Genomic DNA, 25,296 nt, shown 5'->3' on the forward strand with positions numbered 1-25,296 from the left:
CCGCCCGGCGGCTCCGTCCCCGCAGTGCACACGGCGACAATGGCCGTACCGCACAGAGGAGCACACGATGGCCAAGTACCTGCTGCTGAAGCACTACCGGGGCGCGCCCGCGCCGGTCAACAACGTGCCGATGGACCAGTGGACGCCGGAGGAGATCTCGGCCCACATGCAGTACATGGCGGACTTCGCCGCCCGGCTGGAGGGCACCGGGGAGTTCGTCGACGGGCAGGCGCTCTCCCCGGAGGGCACGTTCGTCCGCTACGACGGCGAGGGGCGCCCGCCGGTCACCGACGGCCCGTTCGCGGAGACCAAGGACCTGATCGCCGGCTGGATGGTGATCGACGTCGACTCCCACGAGCGGGCGGTGGAGCTGGCCGGCGAGCTGTCCGCGGCGCCGGGCGCCGGGGGCAAGCCGATCCACGAGTGGCTCGAGGTGCGGCCGTTCCTGACCGAGCCGCCGACCATCACGGAGTGAGCACGGTGGACGAGGCCCTGCTGCGGACCCTCACCCCCACCGTGATCGGGATCCTCGTCCGCCGCGGAGTCGACTTCGCGGCGGCCGAGGATGCCGTGCAGGACGCCCTGGTCGAGGCGGTGCGGGTGTGGCCGGACGAGGTGCCGCGCGACCCCAAGGGCTGGCTGGTCGCGGTGGCCTGGCGCAAGTTCCTCGACGCCGCGCGCGCCGACACCTCCCGGCGGCGGCGCGAGGTGCTCGTCGACGCCGAGCCCCCGCCCGGCCCCGGCGAGGCGGTCGACGACACGCTCCAGCTGTACTTCCTGTGCGCGCACCCGTCGCTGACCCCGGCCTCGGCGGTCGCGCTGACGCTGCGCGCGGTCGGCGGCCTGACCACGCGGCAGATCGCCCGCGCCTACCTGGTGCCGGAGGCGACCATGGCCCAGCGGATCAGCCGGGCCAAGCGGACCGTCTCGGACGTCCGGTTCGGCCAGCCCGGTGACCTGGCCACCGTGCTGCGCGTGCTCTACCTGGTCTTCAACGAGGGCTACTCGGGCGACGTCGACCTCGCCGCCGAGGCGATCCGGCTCACCCGCCAGTTGGCGGCCATGACCCGGGACGAGGAGGTGGCGGGCCTGCTCGCGCTCATGCTGCTGCACCACGCGCGGCGCCCGGCCCGGACCGGCCCCGACGGCGCCCTGGTGCCCCTCGCCGAGCAGGACCGCGGCCGGTGGGACACCCGCCTGATCGCCGAGGGCGTCGACGTGCTCCAGGCCGCCCTCGCCCGGGACCGGTTGGGCGAGTTCCAGGCCCAGGCCGCCATCGCCGCGCTGCACGCCGACGCCCCCACGGCCGAGGAGACCGACTGGGTGCAGATCGTCGAGTGGTACGACGAACTGGTCCGGCTCACCGACAGCCCGGTGGCCCGCCTCAACCGGGCCGTCGCGGTCGGCGAGGCGGACGGCCCGCGGGCCGGCCTGGCCGCCCTGGCGAGGCTCGACCCCGCCCTGCCCCGGTACGCCGCCGTGGCCGCGTACCTGCACGAGCGGGACGGCGACCTGGCCACCGCGGCCCGGGGCTACGCCGAGGCCGCCCGTTCGGCGCCGTACCTGGCCGAACGCGACCACCTGACCCGGCAGGCCGCCCGGCTCAACGCGCGGCTGCGTGGTTGAGCGGCGGGCGGGCCGTCAGGTCCAGAAGGTACGGCGGTAGCCGTCGTTTCGCGCGCAGGAGTCGCGCTGCCCGCCGCTGAGGCTGATCGAGCCGTCGCGGCACTGCACCAGCCAGCCGCGCCCCGACCAGAAGCCGGGCGCGCAGTCGAACCAGTCGCACACGTCCCGGTCGGGCCGGCGGATCCGGTCGCCGCCGCAGAAGTCGTACCCGAACGGGTTGGCCGGTGCGCCGCAGCGGCGCTCGCCGCGCGGTTGCGGCGTGGCGTGCCGGGTGGTGGGAGCGGCTGGCCGGGTGGGCCGGGCGCGGCGGGGTTTCGGGGTGCTGGCGGTCTCGTTCCGCACGGCGGGGGCGACCGGTGGCGGCGCGGGGGTGGCGCTGGTCGCCGGGGTGGCCGCGGCGGCCATTTCCGAGCCGGGCCGCACCGGTGGGTCGGACTCGAAGAGCATGGCCGGCACGACCAGGGCGAGGGCGATGCCGACCGCGACGGTCCGCCGGCCGCCGGGGAGCACGGCCGAGACGCGGGCCTGGGCCGGGGTGAGCACGGCGGGGCGGACCGGCTGGATCGCGGTGTGTTCCTCGATCAGCGCGTCGAGCTGGGCGATGACGGCGGCCCGCTGCTCGATCGCGTCGGCGAAGGCCAGGGTCAGCTTGAACCGGAAGTCGGCGACCGCGCCGGTGGGCAGCAGCAGCCCGGAGGTGCGCCGCCGGTCGAGGACCTGGATCAGCGTCACCGGGGCGGCCGGGTCGTGGGACAGCCCGGTCATCCGCCCGTACGCCCAGTCGCGGCGGCCCCGCCCGCCGAGCAGCACGAGCCGGCGGTTGGTGAGCACGGCCAGCCCGGCGTCGACGACCTTGACCCCTTCGGGGCGGCGGGGGCGCAGCACCGGCGGGTCGGGGTCGACGACCAGTTCGGGGGCGGGCAGCACGGCGGTGTGCCGGACCTCGACGAGTTGCGCGGCGGGCAGGGTCCAGAAGACCACCTCGCCGGGGGCCAGTTCCATCGGCAGTCCGGCGCCCGCCTCGGCCGAGCCGTGGAAGGACCCGGCGAGGGTACGCAGCCGGCGCAGCTCTTCGTCGCGCTGCCGCCAGGCCTCGTCGGCCGCGCGGAACGTCCGCTGCCGCCGTTCGTTCTGCCGGTGCGCCCACCGGTAGCGCCATGTGGAACCCGTCGAATCAGTCATCGCCACGCCGACTCCTCCGTCGCGCGAGCCCACCAATCGGGGTGTCATTCACGTAACGGCGGCAGAGGGCCAACAAGACACGCAAAAGTCGCCAATCTGACCGATCGGCTGATTGACCCGCACGTTAGGCGGAACCGGATCCGGCCGGCGATGGTCGGTGCCGGGGCGGTGATCACGGCCGGCCCGCATCGCCATGCGGGTGGATGCGGGCGTCGGTAACGTCATCCGGACGGGCAACCCTGGCCTGACGAGGAGGTGGTCCGGTGGGCGGGACGGCCGTCGTGCTGGGCGTGGACATCGGCACCACCAGCACCAAGGCCGTCGCGTACGACACCGGCGGCCGCCAGCTCGCCGCCCACTCGATCGGCTACCCCCTCGACGAGCCGCAGCCCGGCTACGCCCAGCAGGACCCGCAACTGATCGTCGACGCGGTGGTCGGCGCGATCCGGGCGGTGGTCGAGCAGCTCCCGATGCCGGTGGCCGGGCTCTGTTTCAGCACCGCCATGCACAGCCTGATCGGGCTGGACGCCGACGGCACCCCGCTCACCCCCTCGGTCACCTGGGCCGACTCCCGGGCCAGCGCGCAGGCCGAGCGGCTGCGCGCGGTCCCGTCCGGGCTGGCCCTGCACCGGCGTACCGGCACCCCGATCCACCCGATGGCGCCGCTGCCCAAGCTGGTCTGGTTCGCCGAGCAGGAGCCGAAGCTGCACGAGCGGGTCGCGTACTGGGTCGGCATCAAGGACTACGTGCTGCTGCGGCTGACCGGCACGCTGGTCACCGACCACTCGGTCGCCTCGGCCACCGGGCTGCTGGACATCCACCGGCTGGCCTGGGACGCCGAGGCCCTCCGCATCGCCGGCATCACCGCGGAGCGGCTGCCGCGGCTCGTACCCACCACCCACGTGCTGCCCGGGCTCAGCGCGCCGGTCGCGCGGGCCGCCGGCCTGCCCGCCGGCACCCCGGTCGTGCTGGGCGCCGGGGACGGGCCGCTGGCCAACCTGGGGCTCGGCGCGGTACGTCCCGGCGTGGTGGCCTGCTCCATCGGCACCAGCGGCGCCATGCGGGTGATGGTGGAACGCCCCGGCGTCGACCCGCTCGGTGGCGTCTTCTGCTACGCCCTGACCGAGGACCGCTGGGTGGTCGGCGGCGCGATCAACAACGGCGGCATCGTGTTGCAGTGGGCCGGCGAGGCGCTCGCCCCGGAACTCGGCGAGCACACCGAGGAGGAACTGCTCGACCTGGCCGCCCGGGCGCCCGTCGGCTCGGGCGGGCTGATCATGCTGCCGTACCTGCTCAGCGAGCGGGCTCCGCACTGGAGCGCGCTGCCGCGCGGCGCGTACGTGGGGCTGACCCACGGCCACCGCCGCGAGCACCTGGTGCGGGCCGCCCTGGAGGGGGTCTGCCAGCAGCTCGCGCTGGTCCTGGCCTCGGTGCGCGCCGCCGGCAACGAGGTACGCGAGATCCGGGCCAGCGGTGGCTTCGCCCGCAGCCCGCTGTGGCGGCAGATCCTCGCCGACGCCCTCGGCCTGCCGGTGCGTTTCCCGGCCGGGCACGAGGGATCGAGCTTCGGCGCGGCGCTGCTCGGCATGCAGGCCCTCGGCCTGATCGAGTCGATCGAGGTCGCCGCCGACCTGGTGCGGATCGACGAGACGGTACGCCCCGACCCGGCCGCCGCCGCCACCTACGCGGCCCTGCTGCCGCTCTTCTCCGAGCTGTACGACGCGCTCGTGCCGACGTTCGCCTCGCTGCGGCGGCTGGCGCCGGGCCTGCCGGCGGAACCGCCGCCCACCGCCGCTCCGCAATGATCGCCGGCAGCCCGCTGGCCGTGGTGGCCGGGCGGCGGTGTCCAACAGGTCCCGGTCGACGCCGGGTGCTAGCCGGCTTCGAACCGGCCGCTCTCGCCCACCCGCCAGCGCACCTCCCCGCCGGGCGGCCGCGTCAGGGCGCGGCGCACGAACTCGGCGTCACCCAGCCGGAACCCGGGCGGGACCGCGAAGTGCAGGATGCCCGCACTGGTCGTGACCCGCAGGCCGAGGCGGGTCAACAGCTCCTCGGCGGCCGCCCGGGTGTCCGGCGTCGGCACCACGTACGCGGCACCGTTGTCGTCCTCGCAGCAACCGCGGGTCTCGCACACCGCCCACAGGTGCACGATCAGGCCGGCCAGTCCCCGGTCGACGCACGCCTCCCGGCCGTACGCCCGGACGTGCACCTGCGGATGCCGCGCCGCCACCAGTCCGCCGTTGACCTCCCGACACGCGGGACACAACGGGTACGGCCCGAGCACCACCATGTCGCCTCCTCGGGCAGGTCCGGACCGTCACGGTAGCGCCCGCCGCCGACGGGCATCGGCCCGGACGCGACCTCGGCACCGATCACCGGCCGGCCCGGCCGGTCAGGCCCGGTCGATCGCGTTGGCGTGGATCGCCTCGCTCAGATACCCGGCCAGCCCCGGCCGGATCTGCTCGAAGTACGCCGTGAACCGCGGGTCGGCCAGGTACATGTCGGCCAGCCCGGTGTGCAGCTCGTACGAGCAGTCGTAGAACCACCGGCTGATGAGCTGCCGGTGCTCCTCGGCCAGCGCCCTGGCCTCCGGGCCGTCGGCCGGGGCACCGGAGTCCATCAGCGCGGTGATCCGCCGCCCCCACTCCTCGTTCTCGGCCTTGTGGCGCAGCCAGTCCTCCTTCGAGTACCGGGCCGCCCGCTCGGTCGACTGCCGGTACGCGTCGGTGCCGCCCCAGCGCCGCTCCGCCTCCTCGGCGTGCTCGTCCGGGTCGACGTCTCCGAACACCTCGAACCGCTCCTCCGGGGTGAGCTGAATGTCCAACTTTCTCGCCTCCATCGCGAGTTCGATCGCCGCGACCATGTCCCGCAACTTCCCGATCCGGCCGGTCAGCAGCTCGTGCTGGCGGCGCAGGTGCGGCAGCGGGTCGCCACCCGGGTCGTCGAGGATCACGGCGATCTCCTCCAGCGGGAACCCCAGCTCCCGGTAGGCCCGGATGAGCTGCAACCGCTCCAGGTCGGCGTCGTCGTAGCGCCGGTAGCCGGCCGGCGTCCGCCCGCTCGGCGACAGCAGCCCGATCTCGTCGTAGTGGTGCAGGGTCCGCACCGTCACCCGGGCGGCCCGGGCCACCTGACCCACCGTGTACGCCATGGTTCCCTCCCTTCCGCGACCAAGGCTCCCGCCTCCCGCTGCGTGAGGGTCAAGCCCGATTGTCCGGCCCGTCACCGCCAGGCGGGCCACAACGGCGACCGCCCCCGGCCGCGAGGGGGAAGGCGGCCGGGGGCGGTCGGAGCGGACCAGGTCAGGTGGTGACCCGCTCCCGCTCCGGGGCGGCGAACGTCTCGCTGGACGGGGTGCGGAAGGCGTGCACCAGGCCGGCGATCGACAGCAGCAGGAGCAGCGCGGCACCGAGGTACATGGCCAGGGCGCCCTGCCCGGCCTTGCGGCCGAACTCGCTGAACCCGTACGAGGTGAGCAGCAGGCCGCGCAGCGTCTCGCCCTTGAACACGGTCTCCCGCTGGGCGGTCACGTCGGCGAGCTGCTTCTGCAGGTCGGCCAGGTTGGCGGCGTTGGTCTGCTCGGCCTGGGCCACCTGCTCACGCAGCGCCGTCTGCGGCTCGCCCAGGTCGGCGTAGGTCTTGCCGCCCGCGATGGACTGCAGGTGCAGGCCGATGTACTCGTTGGCGTAGCACTCGGCCTGCTTGCCGGTGGTGAGCTGCTGGCCGGCGTACTCGCGCAGGCAGTCGGACTTCTTCTCCTCGTCGCTCAGCTTGTCCGCCGGGGTGAAGCTGACGTGCTGGGCGGCGAGCTGGTCGTGCACGTAGGAGTTGGCGAAGTTGGCGTTCGTGGTGAGGACGATGCCCACGACGAGCAGCAGAACCGCGAGGCCCAGCCCGCCGATGCTGAACAGCAGATCCAGTGTCCGTCGCTTCATGTCAGCTCCTGTATCGATGAGATCTTTTCGGTTTCGACCATGCAATCATGGCCGCCGGGACGTTGCCGGGAGCAGGGCCGAACCCCCTGTCCCGACCGGGACCTTGGACCCTCCCGACCCGGGCCGGTCAGCGGGCCACGTCGACCGGGGTGAGCGCCGCCAGCAGGTCGGGCAGGTTGGCCGGGCGGCCGTAGCGCCAGCCCTGCCCGTGCAGGCAACCGATCGCGGCCACGGCCGCGTGCTGGGCGCCGGTCTCCACGCCCTCGGCCACCACCACCAGGTCGAACGCCCCGGCCAGCCGGTTGACCATCTCCACCGTGGCGTACGCCCGGACGTCGTCGGCGTCGAGCCGGGCCACGAAGGACCGGTCGATCTTCAGCTCGGTGGCCGGGATCCGGTGCAGGTAGCTCAGCGAGGAGTAGCCGGTGCCGAAGTCGTCGATGGCGATCCGCACGCCGAGCTCGCGGAGCTGGGCGAGGCGTTCCAGCACCGACTCGCTCTGCTCGATCAGGGCGGACTCGGTGAGTTCCAGGGTCAGCGCGCGTGGGGGCAGGCCGGCCGCCCCGACCGCACCGGCGACCGTGGCGATCAGGTCGGGATGACGCAGGTGGGCGGCGGCGATGTTCACCGCGACGCTGACCTCGGGGGCGTACGTCCGCCAGGTCGCCGCGGCCGCGCACGCCTGCCGGATCACCCACCGGTCGATGGCCAGGATCAGCCCGGTCTCCTCGGCCAGCGGCAGGAACGCCGCCGGGGCGAGCACCCCGAGCCGGGGATGCCGCCAGCGGACCAGCGCCTCGGCGCTGCGCACCGCACCGGTGGCCAGGTCGACGATCGGTTGGAACTCCACGAGCAGCTGTCCCTCGTCGACGGCCCGGCGCAGGTCGGCGATCAGCTCGGCCCGGGTCACCGCCGACTCGCGCAGCTCCGCCGTGCAGCTGCGGTACGCGGACTTGCCGGCCGCCTTGGCCGCGTACATGGCGATGTCGGCGTCGCGGAGCAGGTCGGTGTGGGAGGTGTGCTGCGGGCCGTACTCGGCGATGCCGATGCTGGCCGACGGGTGCACGCCGAGGTCCTCCTCGCCGGGCAGCGGCTCGAGGGCGGCGAGCAGCCGCGCGGCGAGCCGCTCGGGCGACACCGGCCGGTCCCGGTCGAGCAGCACCGCGAACTCGTCACCGCCGAGCCGGGCGATCATCCCGTCGCCGCGCACCGCGTCGCCCATCCGCTCCGCGATGGTGGCCAGCAGCCGGTCACCGGCGGCGTGCCCGAAGCGGTCGTTGACCTGCTTGAAGCCGTCCAGGTCGAGCAGCAGCACGGCGACCGGGCCGCCGGCGCGCAGCGCGCGGCGCAGCCGCCGGGTGAAGGTGAGCCGGTTGGGCAGGCCGGTGAGCTGGTCGGAGTAGGCGAGCCGGCGCAGCCGGGCGACCAGCCGCAAATTCTCGTTGGCGGCCAGCCCTTGCCGCACGGCCAGCACCCCGAGCAGCGTCATCATGCCCACGAAGATCAGGTGCGGGGTCTGCCCGCTGGGCCGGCGGGACAGCACCACGGCGACGATCGCCCCGCCCACCGGCAGGTACGGCAGGGCCACCCGCCACCACGGTGGCAGCGGCGACTCGCGCTCCTCCTCGCCGTCCCCGCCTCCCGGCGGCCGGCTCCCGGTCGCCGCGCCGATCAGCAGGTAGCTCAGCGGCCAGCAGACGTCGATCAGGTGGCCCGGCGCGTAGCTGCCGTGGGCAACCAGGGAGACGTAGACGGCGTCGGCGGCGGCCCGGGTGGCGAGGCTGGCCCCGATCAGGGAGAGCGCCGGCCACATCGGCCGGGCCGGCCCGGCCACCGCCACCAGGATGGTGAGCTGCATCAGGTCGAACATCGGGTAGAGCAGCCCGAAGGTGCGCAGCGGGTCGGCCAGGTCGGCGGCGGCGAGGTCGCGGAACACCACCACCCAGCCGATCGGGATGAGGGCCAGCGCCACGATCACCCCGTCGAGCAGGGTGCGGGCCTGCCCGACCAGGCTGCGCGGGGCGGCCAGGGAGCAGAGCAGCGCGGCGGTGCCGGTGATGATGCCGGCGGTGAAGAGCGCGCCGACCAGGGCGGTGTGCGGCAGCGTGGTGCCGCCGAGCCGCTCCACCGTCCACACCGTCCGGCCGAGCGCGGCGAGCACCATGGTGGCGGCCAGCAGCCCCCAGAACCAGCGCAGCGCGAGCGGGTGCCGGCGGGCCACCCGGATGCAGCACACCGCCGCCCAGGCCGCCACGACCAGCGCGCCGAGGTCGCTGACCAGGGCGGCGCCGGGCAGGCCGGCGAGCAGCCAGCAGGCTTCCCCGAGTACGACGAACGCGGCCGCGACGAGCCCGACGCGGCCGGAGAGCGGGGAACGGACCCGCGCCGTGGCGGCCGGGTTCACGTCCTGCTGGAGCACAACGATTCGTTCCGGCTCTCTCTGACGCGCACCCTCGACGATGAGGACCGGTTGCGGACGGCGAACGGGGCAAGCCTAGTCAGCGCCCGGGGGCGCCGCCAGATCCGATCGGTCGGCGTCACTCGGCCGGTGAGGAGCTGTCCCTGGTCATCCCAGCGGGGAACTCAGGCCCACTCCTCGGCCGGGTCACCGTCGGCGACCGGGGCCGCGTCTACCGCCCCGGCCGGCGGGCCGCCGTGCGTCCACGGGGTCTCCTCGGTGGCCGGGAACGCGCCGGCCGGCAGGAAGGCGTCCGAGAGGGTGGTCAGGCAGAGCTGCTCCCCCACCTCCGGCACGCTGCCCGGCGGCGCGGTCAGTCCACGCCCCATCCCGCCGGAGAGCTCCAGCACCACCTCGGTCTTGCCGTCCGCGCCCGGGGTCACGAAGACCACCTTCGCCCGCTGGCCCGGCCGGGCCGGATGGTGCAGCGTCGCGCCCACCGACACGAGCACCGGCTCGGTGGTGACCACCTGGATGCGCGGCCTCAGCACCGGTCGCCTGCCGCTGTCGTCCACCCGGGCCGGGTCGGCCAGCGTCACCTCGCCGACGAACGCCTCCCCGGTCAACCGGTGCTCGGCCATCACCAGCGGGTCGTCGTAGGCGCGCTGCACCGCGTACGAGGCGGCGGCGCGTTCCAGCCGGTGCAGCCGCACCGCCGCGGCCACCGCGCCGTCGCGGCGCGGCTGCGGCCCGCCCCCGGCGTCGACGTGCTCGGCGTACCCGGTGAAGGCGTCCCGGTCGCCCTCCCACCGGCCCGCCACCCGCGCCCCGGGCGGCAGGGCGCGCAGCAACCCCACGCCGCGCCACATCAGCTCCCAGGTGGGCAGGAGCTGGTCGCGCAGCAGCCCGGCCAGCTCCGCGTACGCCCCGGCGCGGGCCACCGGGTCGTCGGCCGCGGCCGCGTACCCGGCGATCGCCGGGGCGAGGTGACGGTTGTCGAAGTCCGGATCGGTGGCCGGGCCGGCCGGCGGGCAGACGGTCGGGTCCTCGGCCCGGGCCGCCGCCGCGGCACCGGTCGAGCCGGGCGGCGGGTCGATCCAGCCGAGCAGCGCCGGCAGGTGCAGATCCTCCACCGCGCTCTGCCCGGTGGCCCAGTGCAGGGTCAGCGCCTCGGTCAGCGCCACCAGCGCGGCCGAGCCGGGCTGCTCGGCGCGCTCGGCGAAGAAGGTCAGCCAGCGCCCGAGCAGCGGCACCGACGGGTGCACCGGGTGGTCGCCGTCCGGCGACGGCTCCAGGTCGGGGCGCGGCGTCAGACGCGCCGAGCTGGAGTTGTCGGAGCGGAAGCGGGTGGAGCGGCCGAACAGGCGCAGGAAGGTGATCGCGGCCGGGTTCGGCACCAGCAGTTGCGGCGCGTCCACGTACCGGTGCCGCACGTCCCGGCCCCGGTCCACCGGCACCGCCTCGGTGGCGTCCCGGAACGAGTCCAGGTACGGCAGCACCTCCTCGGCCAGCTCCGCGGCGAACCGGTAGCGCTGGTCGCGGTTGCGCGGCTGCGGCACGACCAGCAGCCGCGGCCGGTCGGGGGCAGCGCCGACCATCGTCGCCAGCGGGGCGTTCGCCTCACCGGCCATCGCCAGCGGCACCAGCACCAGCGGGCGCGGCGACAGGTGCAGGTGCCGCACGGTGGCCACCGGCTGGGCCACCCCGGCGGCGAGCGCCTGCGCCTTCGCCAGCGCGCGCAGCGTACTCACCGGGGGTTCCCGGCGAGGGCGTCGGCGCGCAGGCGCGCGGCGGCCCGCAGCAGCGCGGCGGCCTCCGCCTGCCCGGGCTCCGGGGTCCGCTCGCCGGCGGCCAGCGCCAGCACCTCACCGATCCCGGCGACGCCGCCCAGCGCCTCGCGCACCGACCGGCCCAGCGCTGCGGTCTGGTCACGTGCCTCGCGCCGGCAGAAGTACGCCAGCTCGCAGGAGGCCAGGCACTCCGGCGCGTAGCGGGCGGGTACGTCGGCCAGCGCGGCGGTGAGGGTCGCCGGGTCGGCGGTGACGTCGGCGGTGAAGCCGGCCGGCACGGTGGCGAGCAGGTCGTCGAGGCGGTCCATCCGGTCGAGCTGGCGGCGCAGCACCAGCAGCTGCCGGCGGACGTCCAGCAGGCTGGCCACCGGCCGGTTGGTGAAGTCGCGCGGGCAGACCAGCACCACCTCGTGGGAGACCAGCTCCGGGTCCCGCCCGCCGGCGGCGAGCAGCTCGCGCAGCGCCAGCACGTAGACGGCGGACTGGATGGCCGCGGCGGAGACCTTGGCCGGGTCGGCCTGGCCGTCGATCACCGGAAAGGACTTGATCTCGACGACGTGGAACCGGCCGGCGAGCCGGGCGGCCACCAGGTCCGGTTCGAGGTGCACCCGCCGGCCGGCCACGTCGAGGCCGAGCAGCGGGTGGTCGAAGAGCGCGGCCTCCTCGCCCGCCGCGGTCAGCGCGGTCCGGGACCGCTCCGGCCGGTCCGCGTCACCGCCCAGGTCCGTCCAGCTCGCCGTCGCCGGCACCGGTACGCCCAACCGCTCCGCGACCAGCCGCAGCAGCTCGACTCCGCCGCCGGCCTTGACCTGCGCCTCGAACGCGTTGCCGCGGGTGATCGCGAAGCGGGACTGGCCGAACCGCGCCGGGAAGCCGATCCGCTCGGCCAGCCTGGGCTTGTCCACCCCGGCGCCGTCCAGCACCGCGCGCCGGGTGCAGCCCGGGTTGCCGGTCAGCGCGGCGACGGTGCGGGCGTTGTGCCGCCGGGGCGGCAGGCCGCCCCGGATCTCGGCCAGGCGGTGCGCGATGTCCGTCATGATCCGCCAGGATAGGCGCTCGCCGCCGGTCCGGCCGCCAGCGCGCCGCCCCGCCGGTGACCCGGCCGGGTCCGGTCGGATCCGCCCGCCGGGTCTGGTCGGATCCGCCCGCCGACGGATTGCGAGCCGGCGACCGCGCCGGCGGAGGGCGGGTCGGCGGCCCTGCGCCGGCGGAGGGCGGGTCAGCGGCCGGCGGAGCGGTTCCAGGGCGAGCGCGGCGACTTGGCGCCCGCCGACGGCCGGCAGCGGCGCCGGTGCCGGCGGCCAGGCGTGCACGGCGGGCGGGACACGGTGTGCACCGGCGGGGGCGCGGCGACCGGCGGGCGGCCGATCAGCCAGCGGAGGAGGCGGGCCACGCCTCAGCCGACCGGAAGGCGCTCGGCCTCGGCCCGCGGCACGTCGAACTCGGCGCCGCAGAAGGTGCACTGCTTCGTCCAGCGGGTGCGCACCGGGATCAGCGGGACGAAGAAGAGGCTGAATTTCGTGGCCCGCCGGGTGATGACCTGGGCGGCCTGGTTGCCGCAGTTGCGGCAGACCTCGGTGACGACGCCGGACCGGACGACCCTGGTCCGGAGCCCGAAGATGAAGAACATCGCCCGGCATTACCCCGTCGGCGGACCTTTTGCACCTGCCGCACCCCGCACCTCGTCCCCAACAATTGCGATCTTGTGGCGCCGGTGGCGCTTGACCCGCGAAGTACGCTGGGCAGCGATCCAGCGCAGGAGCCGACAAGGGGCGCTCGTGGGCGATGCACTGACCGAGAAGGTCTACATCCAGATCACCGCTGGCGGCGACGACTTCGCCACGGCGGAACGTCTCCTCGCTCACCTCGATCTGCCGGGCGTGACCTGTCACGAGGCCGATCCGCACAACACCGCGATGAGCAGCTCGCTGCTGCACTCGGTGGTGCTCGTCGTCTCCTCCGCCGGCGGGCTCAAGGTCGTGCGCGACATCGTCGTGACCTATCTGGAGCAGCGCCGGGCCAGCGTCGAGATCCGCACCACCCGGGCCGGCATGACGGTCACGTTCGAGGGCCCGCTCAGCAGTCAGAAAGAGATGAAGCGGCTTGCCGAACTCCTCGCGCCTCCAGAGCCACCGCAACGAGGCGAGTCCCAGCCTGTTCCACAGCAGCCTGGGGTCGGTTAATCCACTCGGCCTCGCCATCGAGCTGACCCGCGTTCCCGGTGCGGACGACGACTACGAATCGATCGTGTCGCTGCTCGGGGCGCTCCTGCACGAACGGCACCACTGGTTGCAACAGATCGGCACGGTGGCCGGGCTGTTCACCAGCCTCCTGCTGGAGACGCAGGCGGGGCTGATCGCCGGCAACCTGCCGGTCCAGGAGCTGACCGTCGACGACCTGCCGCTGTGCGGCGGTCGATTCCGCGACAGCCCGGCGGTGATCGGGTGGGAGCGGGTAGAGGCGTCCAGGAGGATGTTCGCCGGCTGCCGGAAGGGTGACTTCACGGCGCTGGCCGACAACGGGCGGGCACCGAACTTCCTTCTTCTCGCGGAGCTGCAACGACCGGTCGTCACCCAGGTCTGTCGGGGCGACCCGGACCGCTCGGCGCTGCGGACGTGGGCCGACCTGCAACCGATCGAAGCGGTTCCGGTCATCCTCGATCACCGGGGGTGGCTCGTCGGCACCCGGCATCTCATGGAGTGCGCCGCCCGCATCTCCGAGGTGTTCAAGATCGGCAGCGACCTCAACCGGGCCGGTCGTGGCCCGTTCAACTTCACACCGCTCCTGTCCGGCATCTACGGGGTCGCCCACGACCTGTTCTACGACGGCGGCAAGCCGGTGTCGGTGGCGAGCGAGATCGGCCTGGCGGCCCTGTGCGACATGGCGTTGAACGGGCCGTACCCGCCGCTGGCGCCGACCGCCGGGACGTTCATGAGCCAGAGCTGGAGCCCGGGTGCCACGTTCGCCCTGCTGGTGCAGCTCACCGCGGGGTTCCGGTTCGACGTCGAGCTGGATCCGTTCGACCCGGTCGCGGTCCGGCAATTCCTCACCGAGTTGACGACGCACGTCGGGTACCCGCCGCACGACACCATCTCGGACCTGATGGGGTCGGTCATCGGGGAGCAGGACCCCGACGTCGTGGCCACCGAGATCTTCCGGCTGGAGGAGGACCGGCTGCCCGCGCCGACCATGAACGGTTCCCGGATCCGCTACCTCTTCTCGATCGCCGCCCGGGCGTTCGAGATCCGGCGGGAAGCGCCGGAGCTGTTCGTCTTCCCGTTCGCCCAGTACGGCGCCGACCGGAAAGCCTTCCGGGCCTACTTCGACCGCTTGCAGCCACCCCTGCTGGCCCACGGCGAGCAGGGCCTGGCGCCCACCCGCCCCATCCCCGGCTGGCTGGAGTTCTTCCTCGCCAGCAGCGTCGAGTACGAGGTGACCCGCCGCATGGTCATGTCAACGGCGCCGGAGATCGCCCGGGTCCTGGCCGGCTACGCCCGCTCGATCGGCGGCACGGAGCACGGCCTCGCGGTCATCACCGCCAATCTGCGCTCCATGTTCCGCGGCGGGCCGCTCGGCGACGAACTCGTCAGACTGGTCGAGGCCGCCGTGTCCGCGAACCCGTGGACGCCGATGCCACCCATCCTCAGGGACTCCTCCGCGTAGTCCGTCGAGGCGGGCCGGGCGCTCGGAAAAAATCTGAGGGCCGGCTGTCCGGATCGGGGTCCCCCGTTCGTCAGGCTGGGTGCAAGCACAACCTGGAGGAGTGAACCGATGAAGTACATGATGCTCGTCTGCACCGACACCGAGCCCGACAAGGACCCGAGCGCGGCCCCCGACATCGAGCAGTGGGTGGCCGAGCGGGACGCCAACGGGCAGCGGGTGACCGGCAGCCGGTTCGCGCCCCCGTCGGCGGCCACCACGGTCCGGGTCCGGGACGGGGAGTTGCTGCTCACCGACGGCCCGTTCGCCGAGACCCAGGAGGTCATCGTCGGCTTCGACCTGCTGGAGTGCGCCGACCTGGACGAGGCGATCGAGGTGGTCCGCGCCCACCCGATGGCGTACGCGGGCCGGATCGAGCTGCGCCCGCTGGTGGAGGACTGAGCGGGGTGACCGACGCGGCCGGGGCGGTCGCCGAAGCGGGTGCCGAGGCGTACCCGCGGATCGTGGCCGCCCTGATCCGCGTCACCGGCGACTGGACCCTCGCCGAGGACTGCGCCCAGGAGGCGTTGGCCGCCGCGCTGGAGCGGTGGCCCCGCGACGGCGTACCGGGAAATCCGGGCGGCTGGCTGATGACGGCCGCCCGGAACCGGGCCGTGGACGTGCTGCGCCGGGCCGCCGTGGAACGGCGCAAGCTGCGCGAGCTGGCGCTGCTCACCGATCCGGAGCCGGCGCCGCGGGAGGGGGACGTGGTGGACGACCGGTTGCGGCTCATCTTCACCTGCTGCCACCCGGCGCTGGCCCTAGAGGCCCGGGTGGCGCTGACCCTGCGCACCGTGGCCGGCGTGCCCACCGCCGAGATCGCCCGGGCCTTCCTGGTCAGCGAGTCGACCATGACCCGCCGGCTCACCCGGGCGAAGACGAAGATCGCGGCGGCCGGCGTCCCGTACCGGGTGCCGACCGGGCCCGCGCTGGTCGAGCGGCTGCCGGGCGTGCTGGCCGTGCTCTACCTGCTCTTCACCCGGGGGTACGACGCCAGCGGCGAGCCCGCCTTCGCCACCGAGGCGGTCCGGCTGGCGCGGCTGCTGCACACGCTCCTGCCGGACCAGCCGGAGCCGGCCGGGCTGCTCGCCCTGTTCCTGCTGCACCACTCCCGCCGGGCCGCCCGCCGGGACGCCGACGGCGACCTGCTCACCCTCGACCAGCAGGACCGCTCCCGCTGGAACCGGGCCGAGATCGCCGAGGGCGTCGCGCTGCTGGACCGCGCCGGCACCGGCCCGTACGCCCTCCAGGCCCGGATCGCCGCCGGCCACGCCACCGCCCCGACCGCCGCCGACACCGACTGGCCGGCCATCGCCGGCTGGTACGACGAGTTGGTCCAGCGCACGCCCACCCCGGTCGTCCGGCTGAACCGGGCGGTGGCGCACGGCTTCGCGTACGGCCCGGGGCGCGGGCTGGAGTTGCTGGCCGAGGCGCGGGCCGGCGGTGCGCTGGACGGCTACCCGGCGGCGGTGGCCGCGGAGGCCGAGCTGACCGCGCGGCTGGGCGACCTGGGCCGGGCCGCGGCACTGTTCCGGGCGGCGGCCGACGCGGTGCGCTCCGAGCCGGAGCGGCGGGCCCTGCTGCGCCGCGCCGCCGAGCTGACCGGGGATTGAGCCGTCGGGCCCCCTGGTCACCAGCAAGGTCACCGATCGGCAACGGCGTTCCGCCGGACGAGCTGAACGGGGCAGTGGGATCGGAGTTCGCCGGGTTAGAGTGCGCCGCCCAACCTCTCGCACCGGAGCACAGATGAATCACCTCACGGTTGTCCTGTCCCGCGTCGCGGCGGCCGCCACCCTGCTGACGGCCACCGCGCTGGTCGGCGCGCCGACCGTGGCGCACGCCGACGACCCCCTGCCCGACCTGTCCGTCGCGTTCGACCGCGACCCCGTCGCCGAGGTCGACAACAGCGGCACCACCATCGGCATGTTCGTCAACAACCACGGCGACGCCACCGCGACCGCGGTGACCGTCACCCTGGACCTGAGCAAGGTCGCCGACACCGTGTCGGCGACCGTGCCGCAGTCGGCCGACGGCTGCGAGCTTGCCGGCACGGCGGTCACCTGCAAGATCGGCGTGCTCGATGCCGGCCAGGTCACCACCCTGAGCCCGCTGTCGCTGACCAGCCGGAAGGGTGCCGCCGCCGGCGACGCCGGCTCGGTCACCGTCACCATCGGCGGGGCCGAGGCCGACAGGTCGCCCGACGACAACACCACCACGTTCCCGGTGACGGTGGTCGCCGCCGGTCCCGACCTGGTGGTCGCGGCGGCGGACCTCAACGACGAGAAGCACCAGGTCGGCCCCGGCGACACCGTGCCGCTGTACGCGGCCGTGGCGAACGACGGCGACAGCGCCGCGACCGACTTCACGATCCGGGTCGGCGTCCCGGTAGGTGCCACCTTCGTCGAGCGGTACAGCGACTGCACCTACACCGACTACTACCCGAAGGACAAGGGCAAGCCCTATGTGTACGGGCCCGGCGAGGTCAGCTGCCCGGCGCCGCTGACCCTGGAACCGGGCGACGCACTGCTGCTGTTCGACGACGAGACCGGGGACTCGCTGTTCAACGTGACGTTCGGCCGGAACCTCTCCGGTCCGCAGGAGCACTACGGCTCGGTCGGCGCCACCCTTGCCGGTGCGGCCAGCATCGCGAAGAACACCGACTCCGCCAAGGGCACCGGGCCGTCCTTCGCCGCCGCCCTGGCCACGCAGCGGGCCAAGGCCGCGAAGGCCGGCCTCGCCAAGCAGCAGGCGGCACTCCGCGAACTCGACGAGTCGGACAACTACGCGGACTTCAGATTCTGGAGCAAGGCGAACACCCTCGACGTCGCGGTCGCCGCGCCGGCCGTCAAGGGTGCGGTCGGCCAGACGGTCGACCTCGCCTACGAGGTCGTCAACAACGGCCCGTCCGACGGTGGCGGCCCCTCGGTGATCATCACGGCGCCGACCGGCACCGTGCTGCTGCGGTCCGAGTGGTGCTACACCGACGGCACCGAGGGCGAGCAGCGGGCGGAGTCGGCGAAGCTGCGCTGCAACTTCGAGAGCGTGTTCCTCACCACCGCGTCCGGCTACGGCCGGATCAAGGCGACCGTCAAGCTGAAGATCAAGTCGACGCCCGGCACCGACGGCACGATCGTGGCCCGCAGCGTCGGCGCGGCCGCCGAGTCCAAGCCGGCGAACAACACCGTCCGGATCCTCATCACCACCGGTGCCGCCGCCGGTGGTGACAACGGTGGCTCCGGCGGCGGCCTGCCGATCACCGGCGCGCCGGCCGCTGCCCTCGCCGGCGCGGGTGTCGCGGTGATCGCGCTCGGCGCCGTGCTGCTCGTGGTGTTCCGCCGTCGCCGCGTGGTGCTCGAGGTCCCGCGGGACTGACCCATCACGCCCGCCGCGGCGGGGGTGGACCCGAAGAGGTCCATCCCCGCCGCGGCCGGCCCGCTTCAGATCGCCGGGGTCGGCAGCTCCTCGGCGACCCAGATCGGCTGCCAGTCGGCCAGCTCGTTGAAGCGCCGCAGCTCGTACAGGCCGGCGACGTTGCCGGACCAGGCCGCGTACGGCGGGTTGCCCTCGTCGAAGCCGCTCTGCACCATGGTCAGCTTCGTCTTCCCCGCCGACTCGGCCAGCTCCCAGGTGCTGACCCCGACGGGTCCCCAGTCCACCGAGATCGTGCGGCCGGGGTCCAGGTCGACCACCTTGGCCGCGTAGCCGGCCTCGAAGCCGCCCATGGCGTACCGGCCGCCGACCCACGGCTCGATCCCGATCGGGTAGCCGAACCAGGCGCTGGCCTGCTCCGAGTCGGTCAGCGAGGTCCAGACCCGGTCCAGCGGGGCGTCGATGGTCACTTCGGCGCGCAGGCCGGCGGAGGTGAAGTCGGTGCGGGGCAGCAGCGGTTCGCCCGTCACGTGGGCGGCGAGGTTGGCGATCGCGAGGGCCCAGAAGGTCTGCAGCACCCCCCGGATGCTGCTGCCGCTCATCGCCTCGGCCATGTCGAAGTGACTCTGCCGCAGGGTGAGCAGGGTGCCCGCCCCCTCGGGCGCCAGCTCGAACTCGGTGGTGGTCTCCACCCCGTCGAGGGTCCAGGCGAAGCGCAGGGTGCGCTCGTCGGCGTGCAGCAGTCGCTGGTGCGGGGCGTCTCCCTCGGGGGTGTAGCGGCCCCAGAACTCGTACCGGTGTGGCAGCTCGACCTCGGCCTGCTCGGCCAGCCAGACGCGCAGCTCGGCCGGGTCGGTCAGGGCGCGGCGCACGGCGTCCACGGGGGCGGCGAGACGGGCCTGGACGGTCAGCGGTTCACTCACGGTCGTCACCTTTCGGGTAGCAGGCCACGGCGAGTTTGAAGGCGTCACCCTCGGCACCCCCGTAGCGGGTGAACAGGTCCTGCAGGGTTGTCTGCAGGTCGTGCAGGAACTCCTGCCGGCGCTCGGCCGGCACTCTGATCTCGCCGGACACCCCGATCGAGGGCAGCTCCGGCTTGCTGCGGTCCAGCCCGGCGATGTCGGCCTGGACCTCCTCCACGAGGTCGAGCAGGTAGCCCAGGCTCAGCTCGTCGCGGATCCGGCGGTCGCCGAGCCGGCCGACCAGGCGGGGCGAGAGCCAGTACGACCGGGCCACCGCCTGGTAGATGCCCTCGCTGATGCCGCGCACCTTGCGGGCCGAGACCTGGTCCACCAGGCCGGCCGCGACCAGCTGCTTGACGTGGTAGTAGACCCGCTGCGGCGTCTGGTCGAGCCGGGCGGCCACCTCGGTGCAGGTGCGGGGCTCGGCGAGCTGCCGCAGCACCTCGATGCGCTGCGGCTTGAGCAGGATCTCGGCCTGCTCGCGTGCTTCCAGGTACAGGACGTCTCTCATGGCAAAAATCAGTTTGTACGTACAAAACTTCTTTGTCAATAGGTTCGACGAGAGGCCGCGCGGAACGCGCGGCCTCTCGTCGTCGGTCAGCGGGTCAGGGCGTCCAGTCCGGGCGCAGCGGATAGCCGTTGACCGCCTGCGGCCCGTTGTGCGTGGCGACGACCTGGTGCAGCTGGATGTCGTTGCGCTCGAAGGCCAATCGGGAGCCGGCCATGTAGAGCCCCCACACCCGGGCGGTGCCCGGCCCCACCTCGTCCACGCAGAAGTCCCAGTGCTCGACCAGGTTCCGGCACCAGCCGGCCAGGGTCAGCGCGTAGTGCTGGCGCAGGTTCTCCTCGTGGTGCACCTCCAGCCCGGCGTCGTGGATCTCGCTGATCAGCCGGCCCGGCCCGGCCAGTTCGCCGTCCGGGAAGACGTACCGGTCGATGAACGCGCCCGAGCGGTGCGGGGCACGGTTGTTGGCCCGGGTGATGCAGTGGTTCATCAGCCGCCCGCCGGGCTTGAGCCGGCTGCGCAGCGCGCCGAAGTAGGCCGGGTAGTTGCGCACCCCGATGTGCTCGGTCAGCCCGATCGAGGAGATGGCGTCGAACTGCTCAGGCGGGGCGTCCCGGTAGTCCAGGTGGCGCACCTCGGCCAGCTCACCGAGACCCTCCCGCTCGATGGCCGCCTGCGCCCACTCGGCCTGCGCCCTGGACAGGGTCACGCCGAGCGCCTTGACGCCGTACTCGCGGGCCGCGTGCCGGACCATGCCGCCCCAGCCGCAGCCGACGTCGAGCAGCCGCATCCCCGGCTTGAGCGCCAGCTTGCCGGCGACCAGGTCGTACTTGGCCCGCTGCGCCTCCTCCAGGGTGTCCTCCGGGCTGCGGAAGACCGCACAGGTGTACGTCATCGACGGGCCGAGCACCTTCTCGTAGAAGGCGTTCGACACGTCGTAGTGGTGCGAGATCGCGCTGCTGTCCCGGGTACGCGAGTGGCGCAGCCCGTTCAGCACCCGCTTCCAGCGCGGCGCGGACTCCTGCGGCGGGGGCGGCGGCGGCAACAGCCGCTCCCAGCCCAGCCCGCGGACCAGGGAGAGCGCCTCGCCCACCGACGGCAGGCGCAGTTGCAGCTCGTCCTTGAGCACGGTGAACGCCTCGTACGGGTCGCCCGGATGGACGCCCTCCAGGCCCAGGTCGCCGCTCACGTACGCCCGGGCCATGCCCAGGTCGCCGGGGGCGGTGAGCAGGTACGACAGCCCCCGCTCGGAGTGGATCGCCAGGGTGATCCCGGCGTCGGCCGGGCCGGCCGCGCTGCCGTCGTACCCGGTGATGCGGATGGGCAGGTCGCCCGTGGTGACCGCCCGGACCACGTCGGCCACGGTCGGTCCGCCGCGCCGGCCCCCCGCCGGAGGAGTCGCCGGGACGCCCGCCGCGCCCTTCTCTCGATCGATCAGACTCATTGTCGTGCTACCGCCTTCTCGTACAGTCCGGTCAGCCGGTGGTCCGGGTCGTAGCGGTCCTTCACGGCGCGCCAGGTCTCCCCGCCGTAGAGCCGGTCGAACGCCTCCCGGTCGTAGTACGCGTCGGAGTAGAGCGACTTGTGCCCGCCCGCCTCCGACACCGCGTGCTCGATCTCCCGGTTGACGTCGCCGTCGGCGGCGCCCTCGGCGATCGGCACGCTCCCCCAGAAGCCGATGTTCACATAGGTTTCGCCCGGCTGGAGGGGATACAGCGGCCACGCCCGGGCGGATCCGGGCCCGGCCGGCTCGCGCAGCCGCAGGGGGCAGAGCCAGACCGGGGTCATCCGCACGTTCTGGGCGAACCAGCGCAGGAACTCCGCGGTGCCGTCGAGCGGGATCTCGACGTCCTGCACCACCCGCTCGCGGGCCGGGCGGCCCCGCCAGCGGTCGATCCGGGCAGTTACCTGGTGCCGGTGCTCCAGGCGGACCAGCCGGTGGTAGAAGTCGCTGCGCCGGTAGCGCTGCGGCCAGAGCCGGCGGACCACCGGGTGCTGCACCCCGAACGCCGCCGAGCACCAGAACCAGTCGGTGTCCCACCGCCAGATGTAGTCGTACGCGGTGAGCACGTCCCGGGTGCGCCGGCGCAGCGAGCGGTAGTAGATGTCCTGGCCGGTGTAGTCGCTGGGCGGGCCGGTCGCGTCGTCGGTGAAGGTGCCGAGCACCAGGTACGCCTCGCCGGGGCTGAACACCACCCCGTCCATGGCGTCGACCGGGTCGCCCTCCCAGGAGCCCTTGGCGACCACCTCGGCGATCGCGTCGGTCAACTCCTCCAGCCGGCTGAACCGGATGTTGCGCAGCGCCACGTACCGGCGCACCGGCTGGAGTTCGATGCGCAGCCGGGTGGCGTAACCGAGGCTGCCCAGCGAATTGGGGAAGGCCCGGAACAGCTCGGCGTGCTCGCCCACCGGCCGGGCGGTGACGATCTCCCCGGTCCCGGTGAGGATGTCCAGCTCGGACACGGACTCGTGGGGCAGGCCGTTGCGGAACGAGGTGGACTCGATGCCCAGCCCGGTCACCGCGCCGCCCAGGGTGATGGTGCGCAGCTGCGGCACCACCAGCGGCATCAGGTCGTGGGCCAGGGTCGCGTCGACCAGGTCCTCGTACGTGCACATGCCCTGCACGTCGGCGGTCCGGCCGGCCGGGTCGACCGAGAGCACCCCGGTCAGGCCGCTGACGTCCAGCCCGGGCACCCGCGGCGCGGATCTCGGTCGGAACAGGTTGGAGGTGCGTTTGGCCAGCCGTACGGGCTCCCCGGCGGGCACCGCGGCGTACGAGCGCCGCAGCGTGTCCACCGCCCGCTCATGATCACGGACAGCGTGCATGAGATCACCTTACGCCCGGGTACGACAATTCGTGGGATGACCACAGTGGCGGTTCCGGGTCAGCTGAACGGCTGGCGGGCTACCGTGGCGACCATGCCGTCCCCCGCTCTCGCCGCCCTGGACGCCGCCGGCCTGCCGTACCGGGTGATCCGGCACGGCCCGGTCGGCAGCCTCGCCGAGGCGGCCCAGGCGCGCGGCGTCCCGGTGCCGGACGTGGTCAAGACCATCGTGGTGCGCCGCGGCGCGGACGACCACCTGTTCGTGCTCACCCCCGGCGACCGGGTCATCTCCTGGCCCAAGCTGCGCGCCCTGCTCGGGGTGAGCCGGCTGTCGATGCCGGACGCGGCCGCGGCGAAGGCGGCCACCGGCTACGAGCGCGGCACCATCACCCCGTTCGGCGCGACCACCGCCTGGCCGGTGATCGCCGACGAGCGGCTGCGCGGCCGGGAGATCACCCTCGGTGCGGGCGAGCCCGGGACCGCCGTGGCGATCGACGCGGACGCCGCCCTCGCCGCCCTCGGCGCGACCGTGGCCGACGTCACCGACCCGGAACCCGAACGCTGACCGGTGGTCGCCGGCCCGCCGTCGGGCATAGCGTGGTGCCATGCCGAAAGCCGTCTGGAACGACCTGATCATCGCGGAAAGTGACGACACCGTGCTGGTCGAGGGCAACCACTACTTCCCCCGCACGGCGCTGCGGAACGACGTGATCCGCGACTCCGCCACCCACACGGTCTGCCCGTGGAAGGGCACCGCCTCCTACTACAGCCTGGAGCACGCGGGGCGGACCAGTGACGACGCGGTCTGGTACTACCCGGACCCGAAGCCGGAGGCGGAACTGGTCCGTGACCGGGTGGCGTTCTGGAAGGACGTCCGGGTGGTCGACTGAATCACCCCCGGGGCCCGGCGACTGGCCATCGACCGTCGCGGTGGGTCAGGATGCCCTCATGGCCGACCCGCGCACCGACCCGCCCGGCACCGTCTACGGCGCCCGCCGTACCGGCCGGCCCGGCCTGCCGCAGGACCCGCTGATGCGGGTCGCGCTGGGCGTGGCGGTGGTCGGCGTACTCCTGGGAGTGTTCTTCGCCAGCGGCGTGCTCGGCGGCGGTGGCGGCGCGCGGCCGGTGGTGCCCGCGGCGGCCGTGCCCACCGCGGCGGCGAGCGAGAACCCGCCCACCACGGCGGCCGCCCCCACCACGCCGGCCGCGTCGCCGTCGACCGCCGCGCCGACCACCGCGGCCCCGGCGAACGGGCCGAAGGTGTTCCGCTCGGTGCCGTCCGGGCTCTGCCTCGGGCTGGAGAGCGACCAGCAGCAGGCGAAGGCGCGGCTCGCCCCCTGCACCGGCGGGCCGGAGCAGCAGTGGGTGGCCAGCCAGCTCGGCCCCGACGCGGTGGCGCTCACCGTGGCCGCCTACCACCAGTGCCTCGACGTCGAGGGAGCCAGCACCGGGGACGGCGCTAAGCTCCAGCAGTACCCCTGCCACGGGCAGGGCAACCAGCAGTGGCGGCTGCACCCCGCCGGGGACGGCACCGTGCTGCTGGTCGCCGTGCACAGCGGCAAGTGCGCGCAGGCCGAGGGGGGCAACCCGCAGCCCGGCGCCGCGCTGGTACAGGTCCCCTGCACCGGCGCGGCCGAGCAGCGGTGGGCGGTCGGCTGACCGGTCAGCCGCGGTAGCTCCAGGCCCGCCGGCCGGCCACGACCGGCAGCACGAACGCGGGCTCCTGGTCGGGGCGGCGCCGCAGCAACAGGGAGAGCCCGGCCGCCCCGATCGAGAGCGCGCCGGCCGCGTACCAGGCCGCGGCGTAGTCGCCGAGGTGGTCGCGGACCAGACCGGCGCCGGTCGCCGCGACGGCCGCGCCGACCTGGTGGGCGGCGAACACCCAGCCGAAGACCACCGCACCGGAGGACCCGAACCACTCCCGGCACAGCGCCACGGTCGGCGGCACGGTGGCCACCCAGTCCAGGCCGTAGAAGACGATGAAGACCAGCATGCTCGGCCGGGTACCGCCGGCGAAGAGGCTCGGCAGCACCAGCAGCGACGCGCCGCGCAGCGCGTAGTAGGCGCCCAGCAGCAGCCGGCTGTCCACCCGGTCGGTGAGCCAGCCGGAGGCCACCGTACCGACGATGTCGAAGAGCCCGACCAGGGCGAGCAGGCCGGCCGCGGACGTCTCCGCCATGCCGTGGTCGTGCGCGGCCGGCACGAAATGGGTGCCGACCAGGCCGTTGGTGGTCGCGCCGCAGATCGCGAAGCCGCCGGCGAGCAGCCAGAACGGCCGGGTCCGCGCGGCGGCGGCCAGCGCACCGACCGCCCGGGCCGCCGCCCCGCCGGCCGGCGGCGCCGGCGCGACCACCTCGGTGGCCCCGTAGGCGGGCAGGCCGAGATCCGCCGGGTGCTCCCGGAGCAGCCACCCCACCAGGGGTACGACCGCCAGCGCGGCCCCGGCGACGACCAGCGCGGCCAGCCGCCAGCCGTGGTCGCGGACCAGCACCGCGACCAGCGGGAGGAAGACCAGTTGCCCGGCCGCGCCGCCGGCGGTGAGCACGCCGGTGACCAGGCCCCGCCGCGCGACGAACCACCGGCCGGTGACGGTGGCCACGAAGGCCAGCGCCATCGAACCGGTGCCCAGACCCACCAGTACGCCCCAGCAGAGGATCAGCTGCCAGCTGGCGCTCATCAGCACGGTCAGCCCGCTGCCGAGGGCGACGAGCACCAGCGCGCCGGCCACCACCCGGCGGATGCCGAAGCGGTCCATCAGCGCGGCGGCGAACGGGGCGGTGAGCCCGTAGAGCATCAGGTTGACCGAGACGGCGGCGGAGATGGTCGCCAGCGGCCAGCCGAACTCGGCGTGCAGCGGGTGCAGCAGCACCCCGGGCGTGGCGCGGAAGCCGGCCGCGCCGACCAGCGCGACGAAGGAGACGCCGGCCACGAGCCAGGCCGGATGCAGACGGTGTCGGGTCACGCTCCGAGTCTCGGCGGCGCCGGGCGGCCCGACGAGTGGCCGG

At 74.1% G+C, this 25,296-nt stretch carries 24 protein-coding genes; 11 read left to right on the top strand and 13 right to left on the bottom strand.

Features of this window, described 5'->3' with window-relative positions:
• Positions 1 to 67 precede the first annotated feature (67 nt).
• Entirely contained in the window at positions 68 to 475 is a 408-nt protein-coding gene (locus tag AB0I11_RS08295; protein ID WP_357315341.1) for a YciI family protein, read from the top strand.
• A 5-nt stretch (positions 476 to 480) separates the two neighbouring features.
• Positions 481 to 1,626, top strand: a complete 1,146-nt coding sequence (locus AB0I11_RS08300) for a DUF6596 domain-containing protein (protein WP_357315883.1) — start codon at positions 481 to 483, stop codon at positions 1,624 to 1,626.
• A gap of 15 nt (positions 1,627 to 1,641) precedes the next feature.
• Here AB0I11_RS08300 and AB0I11_RS08305 read toward each other — a convergent pair whose 3' ends face one another.
• The gene (locus AB0I11_RS08305; protein WP_357315344.1) at positions 1,642 to 2,814 is read right to left on the bottom strand and encodes a hypothetical protein; all 1,173 of its coding nucleotides are present in this window, start codon (positions 2,812 to 2,814) and stop codon (positions 1,642 to 1,644) included.
• Between the two features lie 257 nt (positions 2,815 to 3,071).
• On the opposite strand from AB0I11_RS08305, the gene AB0I11_RS08310 reads away from it, so the two are divergent.
• Positions 3,072 to 4,613: a gluconokinase gene (locus AB0I11_RS08310; RefSeq protein WP_357315348.1), complete on the top strand. Its 1,542-nt coding sequence runs from the start codon at positions 3,072 to 3,074 to the stop codon at positions 4,611 to 4,613.
• A 68-nt stretch (positions 4,614 to 4,681) separates the two neighbouring features.
• Here AB0I11_RS08310 and AB0I11_RS08315 read toward each other — a convergent pair whose 3' ends face one another.
• The 7 genes from AB0I11_RS08315 to AB0I11_RS08345 form a co-directional block, all read right to left on the bottom strand.
• Complete coding sequence (locus AB0I11_RS08315; protein ID WP_357315351.1) at positions 4,682 to 5,098, bottom strand: hypothetical protein; 417 nt, start codon at positions 5,096 to 5,098, stop codon at positions 4,682 to 4,684.
• Positions 5,099 to 5,200: 102 nt separating this feature from the next.
• Entirely contained in the window at positions 5,201 to 5,959 is a 759-nt protein-coding gene (locus AB0I11_RS08320) for a MerR family transcriptional regulator (protein ID WP_357315355.1), read from the bottom strand.
• Between the two features lie 151 nt (positions 5,960 to 6,110).
• The gene (locus tag AB0I11_RS08325; RefSeq protein WP_357315359.1) at positions 6,111 to 6,743 is read right to left on the bottom strand and encodes a hypothetical protein; all 633 of its coding nucleotides are present in this window, start codon (positions 6,741 to 6,743) and stop codon (positions 6,111 to 6,113) included.
• 127 nt (positions 6,744 to 6,870) lie between these two features.
• Positions 6,871 to 9,162, bottom strand: a complete 2,292-nt coding sequence (locus tag AB0I11_RS08330) for a bifunctional diguanylate cyclase/phosphodiesterase (RefSeq protein WP_357315362.1) — start codon at positions 9,160 to 9,162, stop codon at positions 6,871 to 6,873.
• A 164-nt stretch (positions 9,163 to 9,326) separates the two neighbouring features.
• Positions 9,327 to 10,892 (bottom strand): hypothetical protein, encoded by a 1,566-nt coding sequence (locus AB0I11_RS08335; RefSeq protein ID WP_357315365.1) that lies wholly within the window; start codon positions 10,890 to 10,892, stop codon positions 9,327 to 9,329.
• Positions 10,889 to 11,959, bottom strand: a complete 1,071-nt coding sequence (locus tag AB0I11_RS08340; protein WP_357315886.1) for a hypothetical protein — start codon at positions 11,957 to 11,959, stop codon at positions 10,889 to 10,891. The genes AB0I11_RS08335 and AB0I11_RS08340 overlap by 4 nt, the downstream gene beginning before the upstream one ends.
• A gap of 368 nt (positions 11,960 to 12,327) precedes the next feature.
• Positions 12,328 to 12,561 (bottom strand): zinc-ribbon domain-containing protein, encoded by a 234-nt coding sequence (locus tag AB0I11_RS08345; RefSeq protein ID WP_357315369.1) that lies wholly within the window; start codon positions 12,559 to 12,561, stop codon positions 12,328 to 12,330.
• A 148-nt stretch (positions 12,562 to 12,709) separates the two neighbouring features.
• Between AB0I11_RS08345 and AB0I11_RS08350 the strand changes: the two genes are divergently transcribed.
• The 5 genes from AB0I11_RS08350 (at position 12,710) to AB0I11_RS08370 (ending at position 18,002) form a co-directional block, all read left to right on the top strand.
• Positions 12,710 to 13,114 (top strand): hypothetical protein, encoded by a 405-nt coding sequence (locus AB0I11_RS08350; protein WP_357315372.1) that lies wholly within the window; start codon positions 12,710 to 12,712, stop codon positions 13,112 to 13,114.
• Positions 13,035 to 14,594 carry a hypothetical protein gene (locus tag AB0I11_RS08355; RefSeq protein ID WP_357315376.1) on the top strand — a complete coding sequence of 520 codons (1,560 nt, stop codon included), beginning with the start codon at positions 13,035 to 13,037 and terminating at the stop codon, positions 14,592 to 14,594. The genes AB0I11_RS08350 and AB0I11_RS08355 overlap by 80 nt, the downstream gene beginning before the upstream one ends.
• 108 nt (positions 14,595 to 14,702) lie before the next feature.
• Positions 14,703 to 15,032: a YciI family protein gene (locus tag AB0I11_RS08360; RefSeq protein WP_046567865.1), complete on the top strand. Its 330-nt coding sequence runs from the start codon at positions 14,703 to 14,705 to the stop codon at positions 15,030 to 15,032.
• 5 nt (positions 15,033 to 15,037) lie between these two features.
• Positions 15,038 to 16,243, top strand: a complete 1,206-nt coding sequence (locus AB0I11_RS08365) for a sigma-70 family RNA polymerase sigma factor (protein ID WP_357315381.1) — start codon at positions 15,038 to 15,040, stop codon at positions 16,241 to 16,243.
• A gap of 133 nt (positions 16,244 to 16,376) precedes the next feature.
• Entirely contained in the window at positions 16,377 to 18,002 is a 1,626-nt protein-coding gene (locus AB0I11_RS08370; protein WP_357315384.1) for a peptidase, read from the top strand.
• Positions 18,003 to 18,067: 65 nt separating this feature from the next.
• Here the strand turns inward: AB0I11_RS08370 and AB0I11_RS08375 are convergent, their stop codons facing one another.
• The 4 genes from AB0I11_RS08375 to AB0I11_RS08390 all read right to left on the bottom strand — a co-directional run bounded on the left by AB0I11_RS08375 (position 18,068) and on the right by AB0I11_RS08390 (position 22,292).
• The gene (locus AB0I11_RS08375; protein ID WP_357315387.1) at positions 18,068 to 18,922 is read right to left on the bottom strand and encodes an SRPBCC domain-containing protein; all 855 of its coding nucleotides are present in this window, start codon (positions 18,920 to 18,922) and stop codon (positions 18,068 to 18,070) included.
• Positions 18,915 to 19,472, bottom strand: a complete 558-nt coding sequence (locus tag AB0I11_RS08380; protein WP_357315390.1) for a helix-turn-helix domain-containing protein — start codon at positions 19,470 to 19,472, stop codon at positions 18,915 to 18,917. Before AB0I11_RS08380 ends, AB0I11_RS08375 begins: the two co-directional genes overlap by 8 nt.
• 94 nt (positions 19,473 to 19,566) lie before the next feature.
• Positions 19,567 to 20,910 (bottom strand): class I SAM-dependent methyltransferase, encoded by a 1,344-nt coding sequence (locus tag AB0I11_RS08385; protein WP_357315394.1) that lies wholly within the window; start codon positions 20,908 to 20,910, stop codon positions 19,567 to 19,569.
• Positions 20,907 to 22,292 carry an FAD-binding oxidoreductase gene (locus AB0I11_RS08390; protein WP_357315397.1) on the bottom strand — a complete coding sequence of 462 codons (1,386 nt, stop codon included), beginning with the start codon at positions 22,290 to 22,292 and terminating at the stop codon, positions 20,907 to 20,909. The genes AB0I11_RS08385 and AB0I11_RS08390 overlap by 4 nt, the downstream gene beginning before the upstream one ends.
• A 93-nt stretch (positions 22,293 to 22,385) precedes the next feature.
• On the opposite strand from AB0I11_RS08390, the gene AB0I11_RS08395 reads away from it, so the two are divergent.
• The 3 genes from AB0I11_RS08395 to AB0I11_RS08405 are packed head-to-tail and all read left to right on the top strand — an operon-like array spanning position 22,386 to position 23,950.
• Positions 22,386 to 22,856, top strand: a complete 471-nt coding sequence (locus AB0I11_RS08395) for a YbaK/EbsC family protein (RefSeq protein ID WP_357315400.1) — start codon at positions 22,386 to 22,388, stop codon at positions 22,854 to 22,856.
• A 40-nt stretch (positions 22,857 to 22,896) separates the two neighbouring features.
• The gene (locus tag AB0I11_RS08400; RefSeq protein ID WP_357315403.1) at positions 22,897 to 23,181 is read left to right on the top strand and encodes a DUF427 domain-containing protein; all 285 of its coding nucleotides are present in this window, start codon (positions 22,897 to 22,899) and stop codon (positions 23,179 to 23,181) included.
• A gap of 58 nt (positions 23,182 to 23,239) precedes the next feature.
• Positions 23,240 to 23,950, top strand: a complete 711-nt coding sequence (locus AB0I11_RS08405; protein ID WP_357315407.1) for an RICIN domain-containing protein — start codon at positions 23,240 to 23,242, stop codon at positions 23,948 to 23,950.
• A gap of 4 nt (positions 23,951 to 23,954) precedes the next feature.
• Here AB0I11_RS08405 and AB0I11_RS08410 read toward each other — a convergent pair whose 3' ends face one another.
• Positions 23,955 to 25,253, bottom strand: a complete 1,299-nt coding sequence (locus tag AB0I11_RS08410) for an MFS transporter (RefSeq protein WP_357315410.1) — start codon at positions 25,251 to 25,253, stop codon at positions 23,955 to 23,957.
• Positions 25,254 to 25,296 lie beyond the last annotated feature (43 nt).

Origin of the sequence: Micromonospora sp. NPDC050495 (assembly GCF_040655175.1) — a bacterium.
Lineage (GTDB): Bacteria > Actinomycetota > Actinomycetes > Mycobacteriales > Micromonosporaceae > Micromonospora.

Coding starts and splice junctions, on each gene's coding strand:
- AB0I11_RS08295 (WP_357315341.1), top strand. CDS start 68: ATGGCCAAGTACCTGCTGCTGAAGCACTACCGGGGCGCGCCCGCGCCG.
- AB0I11_RS08315 (WP_357315351.1), bottom strand. CDS start 5,098: ATGGTGGTGCTCGGGCCGTACCCGTTGTGTCCCGCGTGTCGGGAGGTC.
- AB0I11_RS08320 (WP_357315355.1), bottom strand. CDS start 5,959: ATGGCGTACACGGTGGGTCAGGTGGCCCGGGCCGCCCGGGTGACGGTG.
- AB0I11_RS08325 (WP_357315359.1), bottom strand. CDS start 6,743: ATGAAGCGACGGACACTGGATCTGCTGTTCAGCATCGGCGGGCTGGGC.
- AB0I11_RS08345 (WP_357315369.1), bottom strand. CDS start 12,561: ATGTTCTTCATCTTCGGGCTCCGGACCAGGGTCGTCCGGTCCGGCGTC.
- AB0I11_RS08360 (WP_046567865.1), top strand. CDS start 14,703: ATGAAGTACATGATGCTCGTCTGCACCGACACCGAGCCCGACAAGGAC.
- AB0I11_RS08370 (WP_357315384.1), top strand. CDS start 16,377: ATGAATCACCTCACGGTTGTCCTGTCCCGCGTCGCGGCGGCCGCCACC.
- AB0I11_RS08380 (WP_357315390.1), bottom strand. CDS start 19,472: ATGAGAGACGTCCTGTACCTGGAAGCACGCGAGCAGGCCGAGATCCTG.
- AB0I11_RS08385 (WP_357315394.1), bottom strand. CDS start 20,910: ATGAGTCTGATCGATCGAGAGAAGGGCGCGGCGGGCGTCCCGGCGACT.
- AB0I11_RS08390 (WP_357315397.1), bottom strand. CDS start 22,292: ATGCACGCTGTCCGTGATCATGAGCGGGCGGTGGACACGCTGCGGCGC.
- AB0I11_RS08395 (WP_357315400.1), top strand. CDS start 22,386: ATGCCGTCCCCCGCTCTCGCCGCCCTGGACGCCGCCGGCCTGCCGTAC.
- AB0I11_RS08400 (WP_357315403.1), top strand. CDS start 22,897: ATGCCGAAAGCCGTCTGGAACGACCTGATCATCGCGGAAAGTGACGAC.
- AB0I11_RS08405 (WP_357315407.1), top strand. CDS start 23,240: ATGGCCGACCCGCGCACCGACCCGCCCGGCACCGTCTACGGCGCCCGC.